The following is a 15952-nucleotide window of genomic DNA, read 5'->3' as shown; positions in this document are numbered from 1 at the left end:
CCGCAGTCTTCGCCTCCCTCCGGGATCGTCAAGCTAGTTTTCTGAGATCGCCTCCGAAGCGGGCCCCTGCAAACCGGGCGGCGGCACACCCGTGGCATCAGGATCCCTCCCTCGGCTACGGTCGAGCAGCCGCATGACCGGGGTTACCGTCAAGCCGTGCAGGAGGACGGACAGCAGCACCACCAGACCTACGATGGCCCAGAGACGCTCACCGTCTTCAACGGGCATATGGTTGAGGCCATAGGCAAGGTAGTAGAACGAACCGACGCCACGGATGCCGAAGAAGGAGATGGTCAGTTTTTCTCTCCAGGCGGCGTCCAGCCCGATGAGGCCGATCAACCCGCCCAGCGGCCTTATGACGATCAGGATGAGAACTGCCGCGACGATATCGGCGAATCGAAGCGGCGCGAGCAGGCCGGTCACCAATGCACCACCAAAAAGCAGCAGCAGGATCATCATCGCCAGGCGCTCGACCTGCTCCGTGACGTCGTGCATCTCCCGATGAAAGTCGTGCTCGCGATGGGCATGACGAAGCGTGAGGGCGGTCACGAAGACGGCGAGGAAGCCATAACACTCGATGATTTCGGTGAGGCCATAGGAGACGAAGGTCGCGGCGATTGCAATCAGGCCGTCTCCCGTCTGTGCGAGCTTGGTATCAGCGGGCACTCTGAAGGTTAGCCAGCCGAAGATGCGGCCGACCAACCAGCCGCCGACGATGCCGGCACCAACCTCCCAGAGAACGCTGTGAAGTATCCACTTCTCCAGCCAGGGTTCACCGTTGACAGCGTAGACACTCAGCGCGATTGCAAGGTTCACGAACGGGAAGGCCAGGCCGTCGTTCAGCCCCGCCTCTGATGTGAGCCCGAACCGTACCTCATCTTCCTCCCCGGTCTTTTGGAGGGCCGACCTGAACGTCGGCGGCGAGAACAGGATCAGTCGGCGCCAGACTCGCGCCGAGAAGCAAGGCAATTGCCCATGGCAGGCCGAGCCCCCACACCCCCAGAACCGTGATGGCTGCAATGCTCATGGGCATTGTGATTGCCAGCAGACGCCAGGTCACGCTCCATCGCCGCCAACTGAAGACGCGGTCGAGCTTCAGGCCGGCGCCCATCAGTGCGATGATCACCACGAATTCAGTAAAGCGCTCCGTAAATTCAGGATAGGTCAGAGGCAGTGGCTCATCGGAGACCGCCGGGCTCATAAACAATGCTGCACCCAAAGCAATGCAGACGATCGGCAATGACAAAGGGAGGCGCTTGAGCGCCAGAGGCAACCAGGCGACGAGCGCTATGAGGAAGCCCAGTCCCGTCAGAACCAGGATATAGGGATCAGGTGACCAGTCGCTGAGATCTAGCATCGCCTCTCAACGGGCGTGAGCCGTTTTTGATCCAGAAGTTCCAGCGCTGCTCTAGATTTGGGTGTGCTGCCGGATGTCTTCCATTCAGCCGTAGACCCGATCCGCCCGCGCCTCGAAGGCTTCGGCGAACATGCGGAAGGCACGGTCGAACATCGAGCCCATCACGGCGCCCAAGATCCGGCTCTTGAATTCGTAGTCGATGAAGAAGTGTACCTTGCATCCCTCGCCGGCCGGTTCAAACCGCCAGCGGTTGTCCAGGTAACGAAACGGGCCCTCAATGTACTTCACGTCGATCGCCAGTTCTTCAGGGTTCAGGAGGACCTGCGTCGTGAAGGTCTCGCGTATCGCCTTGTAGCCGACAGTCATGTCGGCAATCAGCAGCGTCTTGCCGTCGCGCTCCTTGCGCGACCGGACGGTGAGCGCCTCGCAAAGCGGAAGGAATTGCGGGTACTTCTCCACATCGGCCACCAGATCATACATCTGCTTGGGCGAATGCTTGACGGGGCGATGAGTCTCGAACTTTGGCATGGTGGAGAGCTAATGCCGGGAGCAGGGGATGGCAAGAGCCGGGACGGGAGCCGTCCCGGCCATGATGACGCGGCAGCTATTCCGCAGCGGCCAGAAGCTTCCGCTCACGGGCCGCCTTCAGTCGTGCGAAGTCATCGCCCGCGTGATGGGAAGAGCGGGTCAGCGGACTGGACGAGACCATCAGGAAGCCCTTGGTATAGGCGATGGTCTCGTAGGACTTGAATTCTTCCGGGGTCACGAAGCGCTCGACCTTGTGGTGCTTGCGGGTGGGCTGCAGATATTGACCGATGGTGAGGAAGTCCACATCAGCGGTCCGCAGGTCATCCATCAGTTGCAGCACCTCGTTCCGCTCCTCGCCGAGGCCGACCATGATGCCGGACTTGGTGAACATCGTGGGATCGAGTTCCTTCACTCGCTGCAGCAGACGGATGGAGTGGAAATAGCGCGCGCCGGGGCGAACGGTCAGGTAATTGCCCGCAACCGTTTCCAGATTGTGGTTGAATACGTCCGGCTTGGCGGCGACGACGCGCTCGAGGGCGCCCGGCTTCTTGAGGAAGTCCGGCGTCAGAATCTCGATCGTGGTCAGCGGCGAGGCCGCGCGGATCGCCCAGATCACCTTCTCGAAGTGCTCGGCGCCACCGTCGTCGAGGTCGTCGCGATCAACGGAGGTGATAACCACGTGGGAGAGGCCCATCTGCCGCACGGCCTTGGCGACATTCTCCGGCTCGTCCAGGTCGAGCGCATTGGGGCGGCCCGTGGTGACGTTGCAGAAGGCGCAGGCGCGGGTGCAGATCTCGCCCATGATCATGAAGGTGGCGTGCTTCTTGTCCCAGCACTCGCCGATGTTCGGGCAGCCGGCCTCCTCGCAGACCGTGACGAGCTTGTTTTCCTTCACGATCGAGCGGGTTTCGGCATAGCCCTTGGAAACAGGCGCCTTGACCCGGATCCATTCCGGCTTGCGCAAGACTTCAGTGTCCGGACGATGCGCCTTTTCCGGATGGCGGACGCGCTTGAGATCTTCCGCAGCGGTCCTGTCGAGAATGGTTACCATCAGTTACCTGCCTTTGCCGCGTCAGCGGCTCCCGTTACCGACGGGCGATTTTTGCAAGGAATAACAGAACGCAGGAGCCGATGAAACCTGTCACCAGGAAACCCAGCCATCCGTCTGCAACATGGATGTCGGCGCCTTCGAAGACGGCGTTGGCAACGATGGCACCAACGATGCCGATGAAGATGTTCATGAACAGGCCATAGCGCAGGTCCATGAACTTGCCGGCAAGCCAGCCGGCCAGCCCGCCGATGATGATGGCCGCAAACCAGCCTACGCCTTCCATTGCCGTTCCTCCGATCGAGACTTCACATGTGGGAGATGCCGGCCCCTGGAACAAGCCGGCATCGATTGCAGGATCAGGCGTTCAGGGCCCGGCCATAGGCATCCAGCACGCTTTCCTTCATAGTTTCCGAAATGGTCGGATGCGGGAAGATCGTGTGCATCAGGTCTTCTTCCGTCGTTTCGAGGTTCATCGCGACGACGAAACCCTGGATGAGTTCGGTCACTTCCGCGCCGACCATATGGGCGCCGAGGAGTTCGCCGGTCTTCTTGTCGAAGATCGTCTTGACGAGACCCTGGTCTTCGCCGAGCGCGATCGCCTTGCCGTTGGCGACGAAGGGGAAGCGGCCGACGCGGACGTCCCTGCCCTGCTCCTTCGCCTTGGCTTCCGTCAGACCGACGGAGGCGACCTGCGGGTTGCAATAGGTGCAGCCCGGGATCTTCGCCTTGTCCATCGGATGAACATTCGGCAGGCCGGCAATCTTCTCGATGCAGATGACGGCCTCGTGCTCGGCCTTGTGGGCGAGCAGCGGCGGACCGGCGACATCGCCGATTGCATAGATGCCGGGGATATTGGTCTTGCCGTACCCGTCGATCGCGATGAAGCCGCGGTCCGTCTTGACCCCGACCGCTTCCAGACCAAGGCTCTCGATATTGGCCTGGACACCGACGGCCGAGATCATCCGGTCAGCCGTGATCGCTTGAGTCTTGCCGTCCTTCAATTCGATGGTGGCGGTGACGGAGTTGGCGCCCTTCTCGACCTTGGCGACCTTGGCCTCGAGCAGGATCTTCATGCCCTGGCGCTCGAACTGCTTCTTCGCCAGTGCGGAGATCTCCGCATCTTCCACCGGCATGACCTGCTTCATGATCTCGACGACGGTGACGTCGACGCCCATGGTGCGGTAGAAGCTGGCAAACTCGATGCCGATCGCGCCAGAGCCCATGACGAGCAGCGACTTCGGCATTTCCTCCGGCTTCATGGCCTCGAAATAGGTCCAGATGAGCTTGCCATCCGACTCGATACCGGGCAGCGCACGCGGCCGCGCGCCGGTCGCGACGATGATGTGCTTGGCGGAATAGGTGCCCTCGCCCAGGGTGTTCTTCGGCACGGGGCCCTGCGGCTGGACGATGGGCTTGGAGATCTTGCCGACGACCACCTCGCCCGGCTTGGTGATCTTCGCCTCGCCCCAGATGATGTCGACCTTGTTCTTCTTGAACAGGAAGCCGACGCCGTTGTTCATGCGATGGGCGATGCCGCGGGAGCGGGCGACGATCGCCTTGATGTCTGGCTTGATCGAGCCTTCGAGCGTCAGGCCGTAGTCCTTCGCATGGCTGGCGCTGTGCATGACGTCAGCGGTGCGGAGCAGCGCCTTGGTGGGGATGCAGCCCCAGTTCGAGCAGATGCCCGCTAGGTGCTCGCGTTCGACGACCGCAACCTTCATGCCGAGCTGTGCCGCACGGATCGCGGCGATGTAGCCGCCGGGGCCGGAGCCGATGATGATGACGTCATAAGCGTTGGACACGGGCCTTCATCTCCTTGTCTGTCGGAACAGGCCCGGCTTTCGCCGAGCCTTCCGGGGGATGAAGCACCAGGCGTCACGCCTTGGCCAGCATCCCGTAAATCTCATCCTTCAGAACCATCCGGCGCTTGCGCATGTCTTCCATATGCGCATCGCCGACCGGCTCCACTTCCGTTTCAGCCCGATGAATCGCACGATTGACGTCGCGATAATTCTCGAGCAGACCGGCAAAATGCTCATTGCTGACCTTCAGCGAATGGATCTTGTCGGCGTATTCCGGAAATTCGTCGTGAATTTCGTGAGGCGTGTTCGACATGGCTCGGTCTCCTCTTTGTCCATCAATCGATGAAACCAGCCATATCCGTCGCACCTGCTTTCTCTTTGATCGTAGTCAATTCCGTCACCAAAGAGCGTCAAATTCCCAACATCATCCGTACGATAGGTTCGAGCCCCCTGCCGAGGGCCCGGGTATTGTTTGCGTTCAGATGGACACCGTCGAGTGGCGTCGTCTCGGCAACTGAGGCCGCATCATAGAACCCGCAGCCCAGTTCATCCGCGAGGTCGCGATAAAGCGATGCGAGCATGGCCGACTGCTCGACGCCGCCGGCAAACATGGCGGCGAAAACGGGATCAGCCGTCTCGCGAAGCGGCGGCGGCGCGACGATGAGGATGTCCGGCACTTCGTAATCAAAGGACCATTCGTGATTTCGGACCAGCGCCACCAGCCGCTGCATGCCCTGGCGCGCCGCAATCGCTGTGCCGGCAATCACCGGCTTCATGTCGTTGGTGCCGAGCATGAGGATGACGAGATCGAGCGGCATGTGGCTGTGCAACACCGTCGGCAGGCTCTTCACGCCGTTGCGCTCGCAATCTGCCAGGTGATCGTCGTAACCGGTGGTGCGGCCGTTCAAGCCTTCCGCAATGACATTGACCTCTGAACCGAGGGCCGCCTGCAGCACGCTTGGCCAGCGGTCCTCGAAGAGGTGACGACCCGGACCTTCCGGATCGTAACCCCAGGTGAGCGAGTCACCGTAGCAGAGGACGGTCTTTGCCATCGGCTCTTCCGCGTCAGACGAGCATCGCCATCGGGTTTTCGACATAGCGCTTGAAGGCAGAGGCGAGCTCCGCGCCGAGCGCACCATCGATGACCCGATGATCGAAGGCGAAGGTTGCGGTCATGACCGTGCCGATCTTGATCTCGCCGTTCCTGACGACCGGCTTCTCGACGCCGGCGCCGATCGACACGATCGAAGCCTGCGGCAGGTTGACGATCGAGGTGAAGCTGGAGACGCCGAACATGCCAAGATTGGAGACGGACGTCGTGCCGCCCTGATACTCCTCAGGCTTCAGCTTCTTGTCGCGCGCCCGCTTGGCGAGATCCTTCACCTCGTTGGAGATGGCAGACAGCGTCTTCTGCTCGGCATTGCGGACGATCGGTGTGATCAGGCCGTCGGGAATGGCAACGGCCACGCCGACATCGGCTTGCTTGTGCAGCACGCGTGCCGTCGAGGTCCAGGAGGCATTCGCCATCGGCACGTCGCGCAGCGCGAGCGCCATCGCCTTGATGATGAAGTCGTTGACCGAGAGCTTGAAGGCCGGAACCTCGCCCTTCTCCGTCTTCTTCACCGGAGCCGAAGCGTTGATCTCGGCGCGCAGCTTCATGAGGGCGTCGAGTTCGCAGTCCATCGACACGGTGTAGGATGGAACGGTCTGCGTCGATTCCGTCAGGCGTGATGCAATCGTCTTGCGCATCCCGTCATGCGGCAGGAGTTCGTAGGAGCCTTCGGCAAAGAGCTTGAGGACCGCATCGTCCGATGGGCCCTTGGCCATGGCCGGGGCAGCCGCCTGAGGTGCGGCGGCAGCGGCAGCCGGGGCGGCTTTCGTCGTACCGGAGGCCGCAGCCTTCTCGACATCCGCCTTGACCACGCGGCCATGCGGACCCGAGCCGGAAACGGCCGACAGATCGAGACCGGCTTCCCTCGCGAGGCGACGTGCCAGCGGAGACGCGAAGATGCGTTCGCCGGAGGCAGCCTTGGGCGCAGGTGTAGAGGCCGCGGGCGCCGCGTCCGCTACCGGCTGCTCCGCCTGCGGCTTGGCGGCTTCCGCTTTCGGCGCTTCCGCCTTGGCTTCGGCCGGAGCGGCGGCAGGCTTCGGTGCTTCCGCCGATGCCCCACCGGCGGCAGCGGCGTCCTTCACATCCTCGCCTTCACCGGCGAGGATTGCGATCAGCGCGTTGACCTTGACCGCCTCGGTACCGGCCGGGACGACGATCTTCGCCACCGTGCCTTCATCCACGGCTTCCACTTCCATGGTCGCCTTGTCGGTCTCGATCTCGGCAATCACGTCACCGGGGGCGACCTTGTCGCCCTCCTTGACCAGCCACTTGGCAAGATTGCCCTCTTCCATCGTGGGAGAAAGGGCGGGCATGGTGATGTTGATCGGCATCGGACGCCTCCCCTTACTTGTAGCAGACGGTCTTCACCGCCTGGACGACCTCGCCGACATTCGGCAGGGCCAGCTTCTCGAGGTTGGCCGCATAAGGCATCGGCACGTCCTTGCCGGCGATCGTCAGGATCGGCGCATCGAGATAGTCGAAGGCCTGCTGCATGACGCGGGTGGCGATTTCCGTGCCCACCGAGTTCTGCGGATAGCCTTCCTCGACCGTGACGAGACGGCCGGTCTTCTTCACCGATTCGATGACGGTCGGCAGGTCCATCGGGCGCAGGGTGCGAAGATCGATCAGCTCGACGTCGATGCCTTCCTTCTCCAGTTCGGCGACCGCCTTCGTCGCATAGGTCATGCCGATGCCGAAGGAGACGATCGTCGCGTCCTTGCCCTGCTTGTGGATGCGGGCCTTGCCGATCGGCAGGACGAAATCATCCATCTTCGGCACGTCGAAGGACTGGCCGTAGAGGATCTCGTTTTCCAGGAAGATCACCGGGTTCGGATCCCGGATGGCCGCTTTCAGCAGGCCCTTCGCATCGGCCGCCGTGTAGGGCATGACCACCTTCAGGCCGGGAATGCTGGAATACCAGGCCGCGTAGTCCTGGCTGTGCTGGGCCGCCACGCGGGCAGCAGCACCGTTCGGGCCGCGGAAGACCATCGGCGCGCCCATCTGTCCACCGGACATGTAGAGCGTCTTGGCGGCCGAGTTGATGATCTGGTCGATCGCCTGCATGGCGAAGTTGAAGGTCATGAACTCGACGATCGGGCGAAGGCCGGCCATGGCCGCACCGACCCCGACGCCGGCAAAGCCGTGCTCGGTGATCGGGGTGTCGACGACACGGCGGGGTCCGAATTCCTGCAGAAGACCCTGGGTCACCTTGTAGGCGCCCTGGTATTCGGCAACTTCCTCGCCCATTACGAAGACGGTCTCGTCACGGCGCATTTCCTCGGCCATGGCATCACGCAGTGCTTCGCGGACGGTGGTGGAGACCATCTCGGTGCCTTGCGGGATATCCGGATCGGCAGCGACGTCGACCTTCGGCTGTGCCGGAACCTTGTTGTCGGCGGACGAGGCAGGCTCGTCCCTGGCTTCGCGGGCCTTGCCGCCTGCAGCGTCCGAGGTCGCGGCCGGCGTATCAGCATCGGCCTTGGCCGCTTCCGCCTGGGCAGGCTTTTCCGCCGAAATGGAATCAGCGTTCTCGCCTTCCTGCAGCAGCACGGCGATCGGCGTGTTGACCTTGACGTTTTCGGTGCCGGCCTCGACCAGCAGCTTGCCGATCACGCCTTCATCCACGGCTTCCACTTCCATGGTCGCCTTGTCGGTCTCGATTTCAGCAATGACGTCACCGGATGCGACCGTGTCGCCTTCCTTCTTCAGCCACTTGCTGAGCGTGCCCTCTTCCATGGTCGGAGAAAGGGCGGGCATGAGGATATCGATTGGCATACTAGTGTCCCTCCCCGTCTCAGAGCAGAATGTCGGTATAGAGCTCGGAGGTATCCGGCTCCGGATCGTTCTGGGCAAAGTCGGCGGAGTCGGAGACGATGTCGCGGACGTCCTTGTCGATCGTCTTCAACTGATCTTCCGATGCCCAGCCTTTGTCGAGCAGGCGGTTCTTCACCTGCTCGATCGGATCGTGTTCCGAACGCATCTTCTGCACTTCGTCCTTTGAGCGGTACTTCGCCGGGTCGGACATCGAGTGGCCGCGATAGCGGTAAGTGAGCATTTCCAGGATGATCGGGCCCTTGCCGGAGCGGCAGTAGGAAACCGCCTCGTCCGCGGCGGCCTTGACGGCGCGGACATCCATGCCGTCTACCTGGTATCCCGGAATGCCGAAGGAGGCGCCGCGCTGGGAGAAGTCGGTCTGCGCGGAGGCGCGCGAGACGGCGGTGCCCATGGCGTAGCGGTTGTTCTCGATCACGTAGACGATCGGCAGCTTCCACAGGTTGGCCATGTTGAAGCTCTCATAGACCTGGCCCTGGTTGGCGGCGCCATCACCGAAATAGGCAGTCGAGACACTGTCATTGCCGCGATACTTGTTGGCAAACGCAAGACCCGTGCCGAGGGAGACCTGGGCACCGACAATGCCGTGGCCGCCGTAGAAGTGCTTTTCCTTGGAGAACATGTGCATGGAGCCGCCCTTCCCCTTGGAATAGCCGCCCCGACGTCCCGTCAGCTCTGCCATGACGCCCCGCGCACTCATGCCGGTCGCCAGCATGTGGCCGTGGTCACGATAGCCGGTGATGACCTGGTCGCCTTCCTTGAGCGCCATCTGCATGCCGACGACGACCGCTTCCTGGCCAATATAGAGGTGACAGAAGCCGCCGATGAAGCCCATGCCATAGAGCTGGCCGGCCTTCTCCTCAAACCGCCTGATCAGCAGCATGTCACGGTAAGCCTGGAGCTCCTGCTCCTTGTCGAACTCGGCGATGGTACCGCCGGTGAAGTCTTTTCTTGCAGGCTTTGCCGCGGATTTGCGGCCGGATACAGACGCGGTTTTTCTCGGCGCCATTCATCCCTCCCTCATGTGCTGCAGGTCTTGTTCAGGCCGTTACCATAGGGAAGAAAAGGCACCCCAGCAATGCCATAAATGCATGGCTCGCATTCCGTACAACCCGCTGATAATACAATATTAATTCAGATTAACCGAAATCTGGTTAACCTAGAAATAGTTGTTGAAGATCACGATTTCGTCCTCGCGCGCGACGTTCAACTGGTAACGCGCGATCTCGTCCAGCATGTCTTTTTCCAGCGAACCGTCACTGAGGAGCTGCACCTGACGCTCAAGAGCCTGCCGCTTCTCGGTCAGTCGCGCAAGTTCCGCCAAGCGATCGAGCCGCTGCCGCTCGAAGTTTTCGGTAGCAATGAGCCCGAGCTCGCCGTTGACCGAATGATAACCGAAATACGAAAGGAAGGCGACGGTTATGAGCGGGAGCACGAATCGACCGAGTTTTCTTTCCTTATGGTGCTTGGTCCACATGCCCCGCGACATCCTCGAAACGCATTACGATGTGTCAAATTCGCAGAACTTGCTTAAGCAATCGTTGACCGCCCGAAACGCAGAAAGCCCGGCGAACCGGGCTTTCCTTGCGAACTTAATGTTTGCCTGATGAATCAGGCCTTGAGAATGGACCTGCCGGCATAGACTGCCTGCGGCCCCAGCATTTCCTCGATGCGGATCAGCTGGTTGTACTTGGCAAGCCGGTCCGAACGCGAGAGCGATCCGGTCTTGATCTGCCCGCAATTGGTGGCGACCGCCAGATCGGCGATCGTCGAATCCTCGGTTTCGCCCGAGCGGTGCGACATGACCGCGGTATAGGCGGCCTTGTGTGCGGTCTCTACGGCATCCAGCGTTTCGGTCAGAGAGCCGATCTGGTTGACCTTGACGAGGATGGAGTTGGCGACACCCATCTTGATGCCGTCGCGCAGGCGCGCGGAGTTCGTGACGAAAAGATCGTCGCCAACGAGCTGGCACTTGGAGCCGACGAGATCGGTGAGCGACTTCCAGCCATCCCAGTCGTCCTCGGCCATGCCGTCCTCGATGGAGATGATCGGATACTTTCCGACGAGTTCCGCCAGGTATTCGGCCATGGCACCGGGTTCCAACGTGCGGCCCTCGCCTTCCATGGCGTACTTGCCGTCCTTGAAGAATTCAGTCGAGGCGCAATCCAGTGCGAGGCATACATCGTCACCGGGCTTGTAGCCGGCCTTTTCCACCGAGCGCATGATGAAGTCGAGGGCTTCCGGTGCGCTCTTCAGGCCGGGGGCAAAGCCACCTTCGTCGCCGACATTGGTGTTGTGGCCCTGGGAGGCGAGTTCCTTCTTCAGGACGTGGAAGACTTCCGCACCGATACGAACCGCATCGCGAAGGCTCTCCGCGCCAACCGGCATGATCATGAATTCCTGGAAGTCGATCGGATTGTCGGCATGGGCGCCGCCGTTGATGATGTTCATCATCGGTACCGGCAGGACGTGTGCGCCGGCGCCCCCGACATAGCGGTAGAGCGGCAGGCCGGAGGAATCAGCTGCTGCCTTGGCGACGGCGAGCGAGACGCCCAGGATGGCATTGGCGCCGAGGCGCGACTTGTTGGGTGTGCCATCGAGTGCGATCAAAGTCTTGTCGATGTGGATCTGGCTTTCGGCATCGAAGCCGCCAATGGCATCGAAGATCTCGGTATTGACCGCCTCGACCGCCTTCTCAACGCCCTTGCCACCATAGCGCTTGCCGCCATCGCGCAGTTCCACCGCCTCGTGGGCCCCGGTGGAAGCACCCGAGGGGACAGCCGCGCGGCCCATGCTGCCATCCTCCAGGTAGACATCGACCTCCACAGTCGGATTGCCGCGGCTGTCGAGGATTTCGCGTGCGATGATATCGGTAATGGCGGTCATGATCTCTCCCTGAGGTAAACCCAATGCCCTGCGGTCATCGACAATGTCTCTTAATCGATGACAGGCGAATTACAATCCGGCTCCCGCTGCGGCGCCTAGGCGGCCTTGGCCACGGCATCGAAGGCCAGAAGCTTTTCCAGGAGCCGTCGCATGTCCTTCAGATGAACCATGTTGGGGCCATCGGAGGGCGCATTGTCCGGGTCCTCGTGCGTCTCGATGAACAGGCCGGCAACGCCGACAGCGACGGCTGCGCGGGCGAGCGTCTCGACGAACTCACGCTGGCCACCGGATGAACCGCCCTGCCCGCCGGGCTGCTGCACGGAATGCGTTGCATCGAAGACCACCGGCGAGCCCATCGCGGCCATGATCGGCAGCGAACGCATGTCGGAGACGAGCGTATTGTAGCCGAAGGAGGCGCCACGCTCGCAGAGAAGCACGTTCGGATTGCCGCTTGCCGTGAATTTAGCCTGGACGTTCTTCATGTCCCAGGGCGCTAGGAACTGGCCCTTCTTAACGTTGATGGCGCGACCGGTCTTCGCGGCGGCGATCAGCAGATCGGTCTGGCGGCAAAGGAAGGCGGGTATCTGCAGGATATCGACCGTGGGCGCGACCAGTGCGCACTGTTCTTCCGTGTGAATGTCGGTGAGAACCGGGAAGCCGAATTCCCTCTTGAGGTCGGCAAAGATTTCCATCGCGCTGTCCAGGCCGATGCCGCGCTTACCCGACAACGATGTCCGGTTCGCCTTGTCGAAGGAGGACTTGTAGACAAGGCCGATCCCGAGCTCGGCGCAGAGCTCCTTGAGCCTTCCGGCGATCATGAAGGCGTGGTCGCGGCTTTCCATCTGGCAGGGGCCGGCAATCAGCGAGAAGCGAGCCTGCTGGGAGAACAACACGCGGCCCTGGCCTTCACCCACGAAAACTTCGGGATTGGGCTTAACGTCCATGGCGGCACTCCTTTCAAGCGGGCATCTGCTCCGTCGCGTGGACCCGGCTGCGGCGGACGCGATGTCCATAACAGCAACCACCGCCTCTGTCACGGAGCCAAGGCATAAGCACGCCGACGCAGCTGGAACTTTAGCCTTGCGGAACACACCCGGAACATATATGGTCTGTTCCGTATTTGTTTCATCGTCAGGGAACCCGGATGCTCACGCGCAAACAGCAGGAACTGCTTCTTTTCATTCACGAGAGGATGAAGGAGTCGGGCGTGCCTCCGTCCTTCGACGAAATGAAGGATGCGCTCGACCTGGCGTCGAAGTCGGGCATTCACCGGCTGATCACTGCGCTCGAGGAGCGCGGCTTCATCCGCCGGCTGCCCAATCGGGCGCGGGCACTTGAGGTCATAAAGCTGCCGGAAGCCTACAGCACCAGCCTGCAGCCGCGCCGCGGCTTCTCGCCGAGCGTCATCGAGGGCAGCCTCGGCAAGCAGAAGCCGGCGCCGGCCCCCTCGCCGATCGCCGCAAGCAACGAGAACGCAAGCACGAGCGTGCCGGTCATGGGACGTATCGCGGCGGGCGTGCCGATCTCGGCGATCCAGAACAATACGCACGACATTGCGGTTCCTGTCGAAATGCTTGGCGCCGGCGAGCACTATGCACTGGAGGTCAAGGGCGACTCGATGATCGAGGCGGGGATCCTGGATGGGGATACGGTCATCATCCGCAACGGCCAGACGGCCAGCCCCGGAGACATTGTCGTGGCTCTCGTCGATGACGAGGAGGCAACGCTGAAGCGGTTCCGCCGCCGCGGTGCCTCGATCGCGCTGGAGGCTGCCAACCCGGCCTATGAGACTCGCATCCTTCCCGCCGATCGGGTGAAGGTTCAGGGAAAGCTCGTCGGCCTCATCCGCCGCTACCACTGATCATTCGCAGCAGCGCTAAGGGAAGCGTTTGGTCGAAGCTGTCATTTCGCCAGTCATAGAGACGGTGGCTGGTCCATGGACGGCGGGTTCCGGCACTTGCCGCGTTGACCCGCCACAGGGACGGGTCGGGACTGCCGTTCAGATAGATTTCGATCGCGCCAGTCTTTCTCAGGCTTGCGGCGTTCAGCAGCACGGCACCCGCGCGACATTCGTCGAACCGCGCGCGAGGGGCGACAACCAGCGCCGCCAGATCGCAGGCGCTTCCTGCTAGTCGCGGATCCTCGACCACGGCAATACTGACTCCGCCCTCATGGGCTACCGCCACGCACCACAGCTTGGGCAGGCAATGGAATCGACCCGCATCAGCTGCGGCGAGAGCGAGCATCGACGACATTTCCGACCGGATCCGGTCACGCTGTTCGTCGATCAGGGCGGCTTTCGCGGAAGGATCGCCTGCCGCCGCAATGCCAATGTCACTTGCCGGAGACATGACCGGAGCGACGGGCTCGGGAAGCAGCAGGGCGCGCTGCCACTGGTCGAAGATGAAGGCTGGCGGGCGCGCACGGTTGGTGGCAAGAACGCTGCCCCGCAGTGCTACGAGCGCGCCGTCGTCGGAGATCAGAATATCAGGTTGGGGCAATCGGTTCGCCTGCGAGCTCAGCGCGAAGGCGAGCGCCATGATCGGCACGCCGACCAGCCTAAGCCGAGTACGCAACAGGGCGATCAGGAAGCCGATCGAGGCGATCGACAGGAACCAGGGATGCTGCCGGCCGGTGCCGACGTCTCCACCCCAGGCAGCCACGTGCTTTGCGACCGCGATGACCGCCTCCAGCCCCAGACCCATCAATTTCAGGAGGGGCGCGTCGAGCCCGAGCGGCATCAACAACATACCGAGCAGGCCAGCCGGCATGACCACGAAGGAGATGATCGGCATCACGGCGAGGTTGGCCGCCAGGCCATAGCCGGCAAGCCGGTGAAAGTGCTCCATCGAATAGATCGCCGTCGACAGGCCGCCGATCAGCGAGGTGGCGAAAATCCCCGCCATCCAGTGCCAGCCGGTCAGCACCGGCGCGAGCCTGCCGCGGGCGAAGATCGATGGTTCGGGATCCTCCCCTGCGCCGCGCCGGCTCCAATAGGCATAACCCGCGACCAGCGCGGCCGTCGCCGCGAATGACATCTGGAAACTCGGCCCCATGATCTCGGAAGGGGCCATCGCCAGCATGATGAGCGCCGCCAGTGCGATATTGCGAAGGCTGATTGCCGCGCGGTCGAACCATACGGCGATGAGCATCACCGCCATCATCAGGTAGGCTCGCTCTGCGGAGACCGCAAAGCCGGAGACGAGATAGTAGGCAGTGGCCATGAGCAGCGCCCCGGTGGCGGCGATCTTCTTCACCGGCCACGCCTGGGCGAAGCCGGTGAACAGGCAGAGGCAACTGCGCAGTCCGACGAAGAAGATACCGGCCGCGAGCGCCATGTTGAGCCCGGAGATCGCCACGATATGGGCAAGGCCGGAGATGCGCAGGGCCTCCGTCGTTTCTCGGGAGATCGCACGTCTCTCATCGGTGACAATGGCTGCTGCGAACGCACCCGCGTCTCCTGGCAGCACGCTGCGTATCCGGTCCGCGATCATGCTGCGCAGGGAGAAGATCCATCTCTCGAGTGCCCGGCCCCAGTCCAGCGCTGCGGCCTGCGAAGGGACTGCCGCCTGTGGCGCACCGTAGAAGAAGCCGATCGCCCCGATGCCATCATGAAAGGAGCGGAAGGCAAAATCATTCAGGCCGGGCAGCGCAGGCCCGGAAGGCGGAGACATGCGTGCGCGCCCCCTAACCGCATCGCCTGCCTCGAATGGCCGGTGCTTGCCGCGGGCGAGAAGGATCACGTCGCGCGGCGGTCGCCTGAGGGTCGGCTGCTCCGTCTGGTGAACACGGATGAAGTAGCGCCACCGGCCCTCACCCGCTGGCTCGCGACGATGCACCTCGCCAGAAATGGTCGTGGTGACGGGGGAGTCGAGGATAACGGTGGCATGCCGCCAGGTCTCGAACTGCGCAAGGGCCATCCCCGCCAGAACAAGCGTCGGCGCAAAGAGAAGCAGCGGGAGCCTTCCGGAACGGTGTTGGACGACGATCGTGGCGACCGCCAACGCGACCAAGAGCGCCAGCGGGAGCGGCGCCGGCGGATTGCGGGGAAGCGTGAACCAGAAAATCGCGCCGGCCCCGGCAAGCACGGGCACGAACAGGAAGGCGTGGCCATGGGCGACTTCCTCCTCCAGCATCCTGCGCACCTGCGCCGGAAGGCGTTCCATCAACCGCGCGACGTCGCCCAGGCTCAACGACGCCGGGCTTCGAAACCGGCTATCGGCAAGGACCGGCGCCGACCTCTCGCCAGTATCACGGACGCTGCCTGCCGCTGCGGGAGCGGAAACCACACCCGGCTCGGACTGCTCCCGAAGTAGGCCCTGCTGCGGCATCCGCGTCCACCCGCCCCACCGGAGGAAGAATGCAACCAGGGCAGGCGAAATGCA

16 protein-coding genes are annotated in these 15952 nt (G+C 62.5%); 1 reads left to right on the top strand and 15 read right to left on the bottom strand.

The genetic code is table 11. From position 1 onward, the window contains the following. Positions 1–33: 33 nt before the first annotated feature. From FN060_RS23455 to kdsA, 14 genes are all read right to left on the bottom strand, one after another. Positions 34–816, bottom strand: a complete 783-nt coding sequence (locus FN060_RS23455) for a cation:proton antiporter domain-containing protein (protein WP_342345180.1) — start codon at positions 814–816, stop codon at positions 34–36. 58 nt (positions 817–874) lie between these two features. Next, positions 875–1357 carry a cation:proton antiporter domain-containing protein gene (locus FN060_RS23450; RefSeq protein WP_342345179.1) on the bottom strand — a complete coding sequence of 161 codons (483 nt, stop codon included), beginning with the start codon at positions 1355–1357 and terminating at the stop codon, positions 875–877. 84 nt (positions 1358–1441) lie between these two features. Further along, a complete protein-coding gene (locus FN060_RS07255) occupies positions 1442–1885 on the bottom strand; it encodes a type II toxin-antitoxin system RatA family toxin (protein WP_142587489.1) in 444 nt (147 codons plus the stop codon). Positions 1886–1961: 76 nt separating this feature from the next. Next, positions 1962–2936 (bottom strand): lipoyl synthase, encoded by a 975-nt coding sequence (gene lipA / locus FN060_RS07250; protein ID WP_142587488.1) that lies wholly within the window; start codon positions 2934–2936, stop codon positions 1962–1964. 34 nt (positions 2937–2970) lie between these two features. Continuing rightward, complete coding sequence (locus FN060_RS07245; RefSeq protein WP_142587487.1) at positions 2971–3219, bottom strand: GlsB/YeaQ/YmgE family stress response membrane protein; 249 nt, start codon at positions 3217–3219, stop codon at positions 2971–2973. 73 nt (positions 3220–3292) lie between these two features. Continuing rightward, on the bottom strand, positions 3293–4738 hold the full coding sequence (gene lpdA / locus FN060_RS07240; RefSeq protein ID WP_142587486.1) for a dihydrolipoyl dehydrogenase: 1446 nt from the start codon (positions 4736–4738) through the stop codon (positions 3293–3295). A 73-nt stretch (positions 4739–4811) separates the two neighbouring features. Further along, the gene (locus FN060_RS07235; RefSeq protein ID WP_052638239.1) at positions 4812–5051 is read right to left on the bottom strand and encodes an HP1242/YdcH family protein; all 240 of its coding nucleotides are present in this window, start codon (positions 5049–5051) and stop codon (positions 4812–4814) included. 97 nt (positions 5052–5148) lie between these two features. Continuing rightward, a complete protein-coding gene (locus FN060_RS07230; protein WP_142587485.1) occupies positions 5149–5790 on the bottom strand; it encodes an SGNH/GDSL hydrolase family protein in 642 nt (213 codons plus the stop codon). 13 nt (positions 5791–5803) lie between these two features. Beyond that, entirely contained in the window at positions 5804–7180 is a 1377-nt protein-coding gene (locus tag FN060_RS07225; protein WP_142587484.1) for a pyruvate dehydrogenase complex dihydrolipoamide acetyltransferase, read from the bottom strand. Between the two features lie 13 nt (positions 7181–7193). Then, positions 7194–8624, bottom strand: a complete 1431-nt coding sequence (locus FN060_RS07220; protein WP_142587483.1) for a pyruvate dehydrogenase complex E1 component subunit beta — start codon at positions 8622–8624, stop codon at positions 7194–7196. A 19-nt stretch (positions 8625–8643) separates the two neighbouring features. Beyond that, complete coding sequence (gene pdhA, locus FN060_RS07215) at positions 8644–9690, bottom strand: pyruvate dehydrogenase (acetyl-transferring) E1 component subunit alpha (RefSeq protein WP_142587482.1); 1047 nt, start codon at positions 9688–9690, stop codon at positions 8644–8646. Positions 9691–9840: 150 nt separating this feature from the next. After that, complete coding sequence (locus FN060_RS07210; RefSeq protein ID WP_077547331.1) at positions 9841–10158, bottom strand: FtsB family cell division protein; 318 nt, start codon at positions 10156–10158, stop codon at positions 9841–9843. 134 nt (positions 10159–10292) lie between these two features. After that, the gene (eno, locus tag FN060_RS07205) at positions 10293–11567 is read right to left on the bottom strand and encodes a phosphopyruvate hydratase (protein WP_142587481.1); all 1275 of its coding nucleotides are present in this window, start codon (positions 11565–11567) and stop codon (positions 10293–10295) included. A 95-nt stretch (positions 11568–11662) separates the two neighbouring features. Beyond that, positions 11663–12511 carry a 3-deoxy-8-phosphooctulonate synthase gene (kdsA, locus tag FN060_RS07200; RefSeq protein WP_142587480.1) on the bottom strand — a complete coding sequence of 283 codons (849 nt, stop codon included), beginning with the start codon at positions 12509–12511 and terminating at the stop codon, positions 11663–11665. Positions 12512–12711: 200 nt separating this feature from the next. Between kdsA and lexA the strand changes: the two genes are divergently transcribed. Then, positions 12712–13428 carry a transcriptional repressor LexA gene (gene lexA / locus FN060_RS07195; protein WP_077547328.1) on the top strand — a complete coding sequence of 239 codons (717 nt, stop codon included), beginning with the start codon at positions 12712–12714 and terminating at the stop codon, positions 13426–13428. Here the strand turns inward: lexA and FN060_RS07190 are convergent. Then, positions 13409–15898, bottom strand: coding sequence for a ComEC/Rec2 family competence protein (locus FN060_RS07190; RefSeq protein WP_142587479.1), 2490 nt, complete (start codon positions 15896–15898; stop codon positions 13409–13411). The genes lexA and FN060_RS07190 overlap by 20 nt on opposite strands. Positions 15899–15952: the final 54 nt, after the last annotated feature.

Origin of the sequence: Pseudorhizobium halotolerans (assembly GCF_902153235.2) — a bacterium.
GTDB classification, from domain to species: domain Bacteria; phylum Pseudomonadota; class Alphaproteobacteria; order Rhizobiales; family Rhizobiaceae; genus Neorhizobium; species Neorhizobium flavum.
This window is presented reverse-complemented; position numbering and strand designations above follow the sequence as displayed.

Coding starts and splice junctions, on each gene's coding strand:
- FN060_RS23450 (WP_342345179.1), bottom strand. CDS start 1,357: ATGCTAGATCTCAGCGACTGGTCACCTGATCCCTATATCCTGGTTCTG.
- FN060_RS07255 (WP_142587489.1), bottom strand. CDS start 1,885: ATGCCAAAGTTCGAGACTCATCGCCCCGTCAAGCATTCGCCCAAGCAG.
- lipA (WP_142587488.1), bottom strand. CDS start 2,936: ATGGTAACCATTCTCGACAGGACCGCTGCGGAAGATCTCAAGCGCGTC.
- FN060_RS07245 (WP_142587487.1), bottom strand. CDS start 3,219: ATGGAAGGCGTAGGCTGGTTTGCGGCCATCATCATCGGCGGGCTGGCC.
- FN060_RS07235 (WP_052638239.1), bottom strand. CDS start 5,051: ATGTCGAACACGCCTCACGAAATTCACGACGAATTTCCGGAATACGCC.
- FN060_RS07230 (WP_142587485.1), bottom strand. CDS start 5,790: ATGGCAAAGACCGTCCTCTGCTACGGTGACTCGCTCACCTGGGGTTAC.
- FN060_RS07225 (WP_142587484.1), bottom strand. CDS start 7,180: ATGCCGATCAACATCACCATGCCCGCCCTTTCTCCCACGATGGAAGAG.
- FN060_RS07220 (WP_142587483.1), bottom strand. CDS start 8,624: ATGCCAATCGATATCCTCATGCCCGCCCTTTCTCCGACCATGGAAGAG.
- pdhA (WP_142587482.1), bottom strand. CDS start 9,690: ATGGCGCCGAGAAAAACCGCGTCTGTATCCGGCCGCAAATCCGCGGCA.
- FN060_RS07210 (WP_077547331.1), bottom strand. CDS start 10,158: ATGTGGACCAAGCACCATAAGGAAAGAAAACTCGGTCGATTCGTGCTC.
- eno (WP_142587481.1), bottom strand. CDS start 11,567: ATGACCGCCATTACCGATATCATCGCACGCGAAATCCTCGACAGCCGC.
- kdsA (WP_142587480.1), bottom strand. CDS start 12,511: ATGGACGTTAAGCCCAATCCCGAAGTTTTCGTGGGTGAAGGCCAGGGC.
- lexA (WP_077547328.1), top strand. CDS start 12,712: ATGCTCACGCGCAAACAGCAGGAACTGCTTCTTTTCATTCACGAGAGG.
- FN060_RS07190 (WP_142587479.1), bottom strand. CDS start 15,898: ATGCCGCAGCAGGGCCTACTTCGGGAGCAGTCCGAGCCGGGTGTGGTT.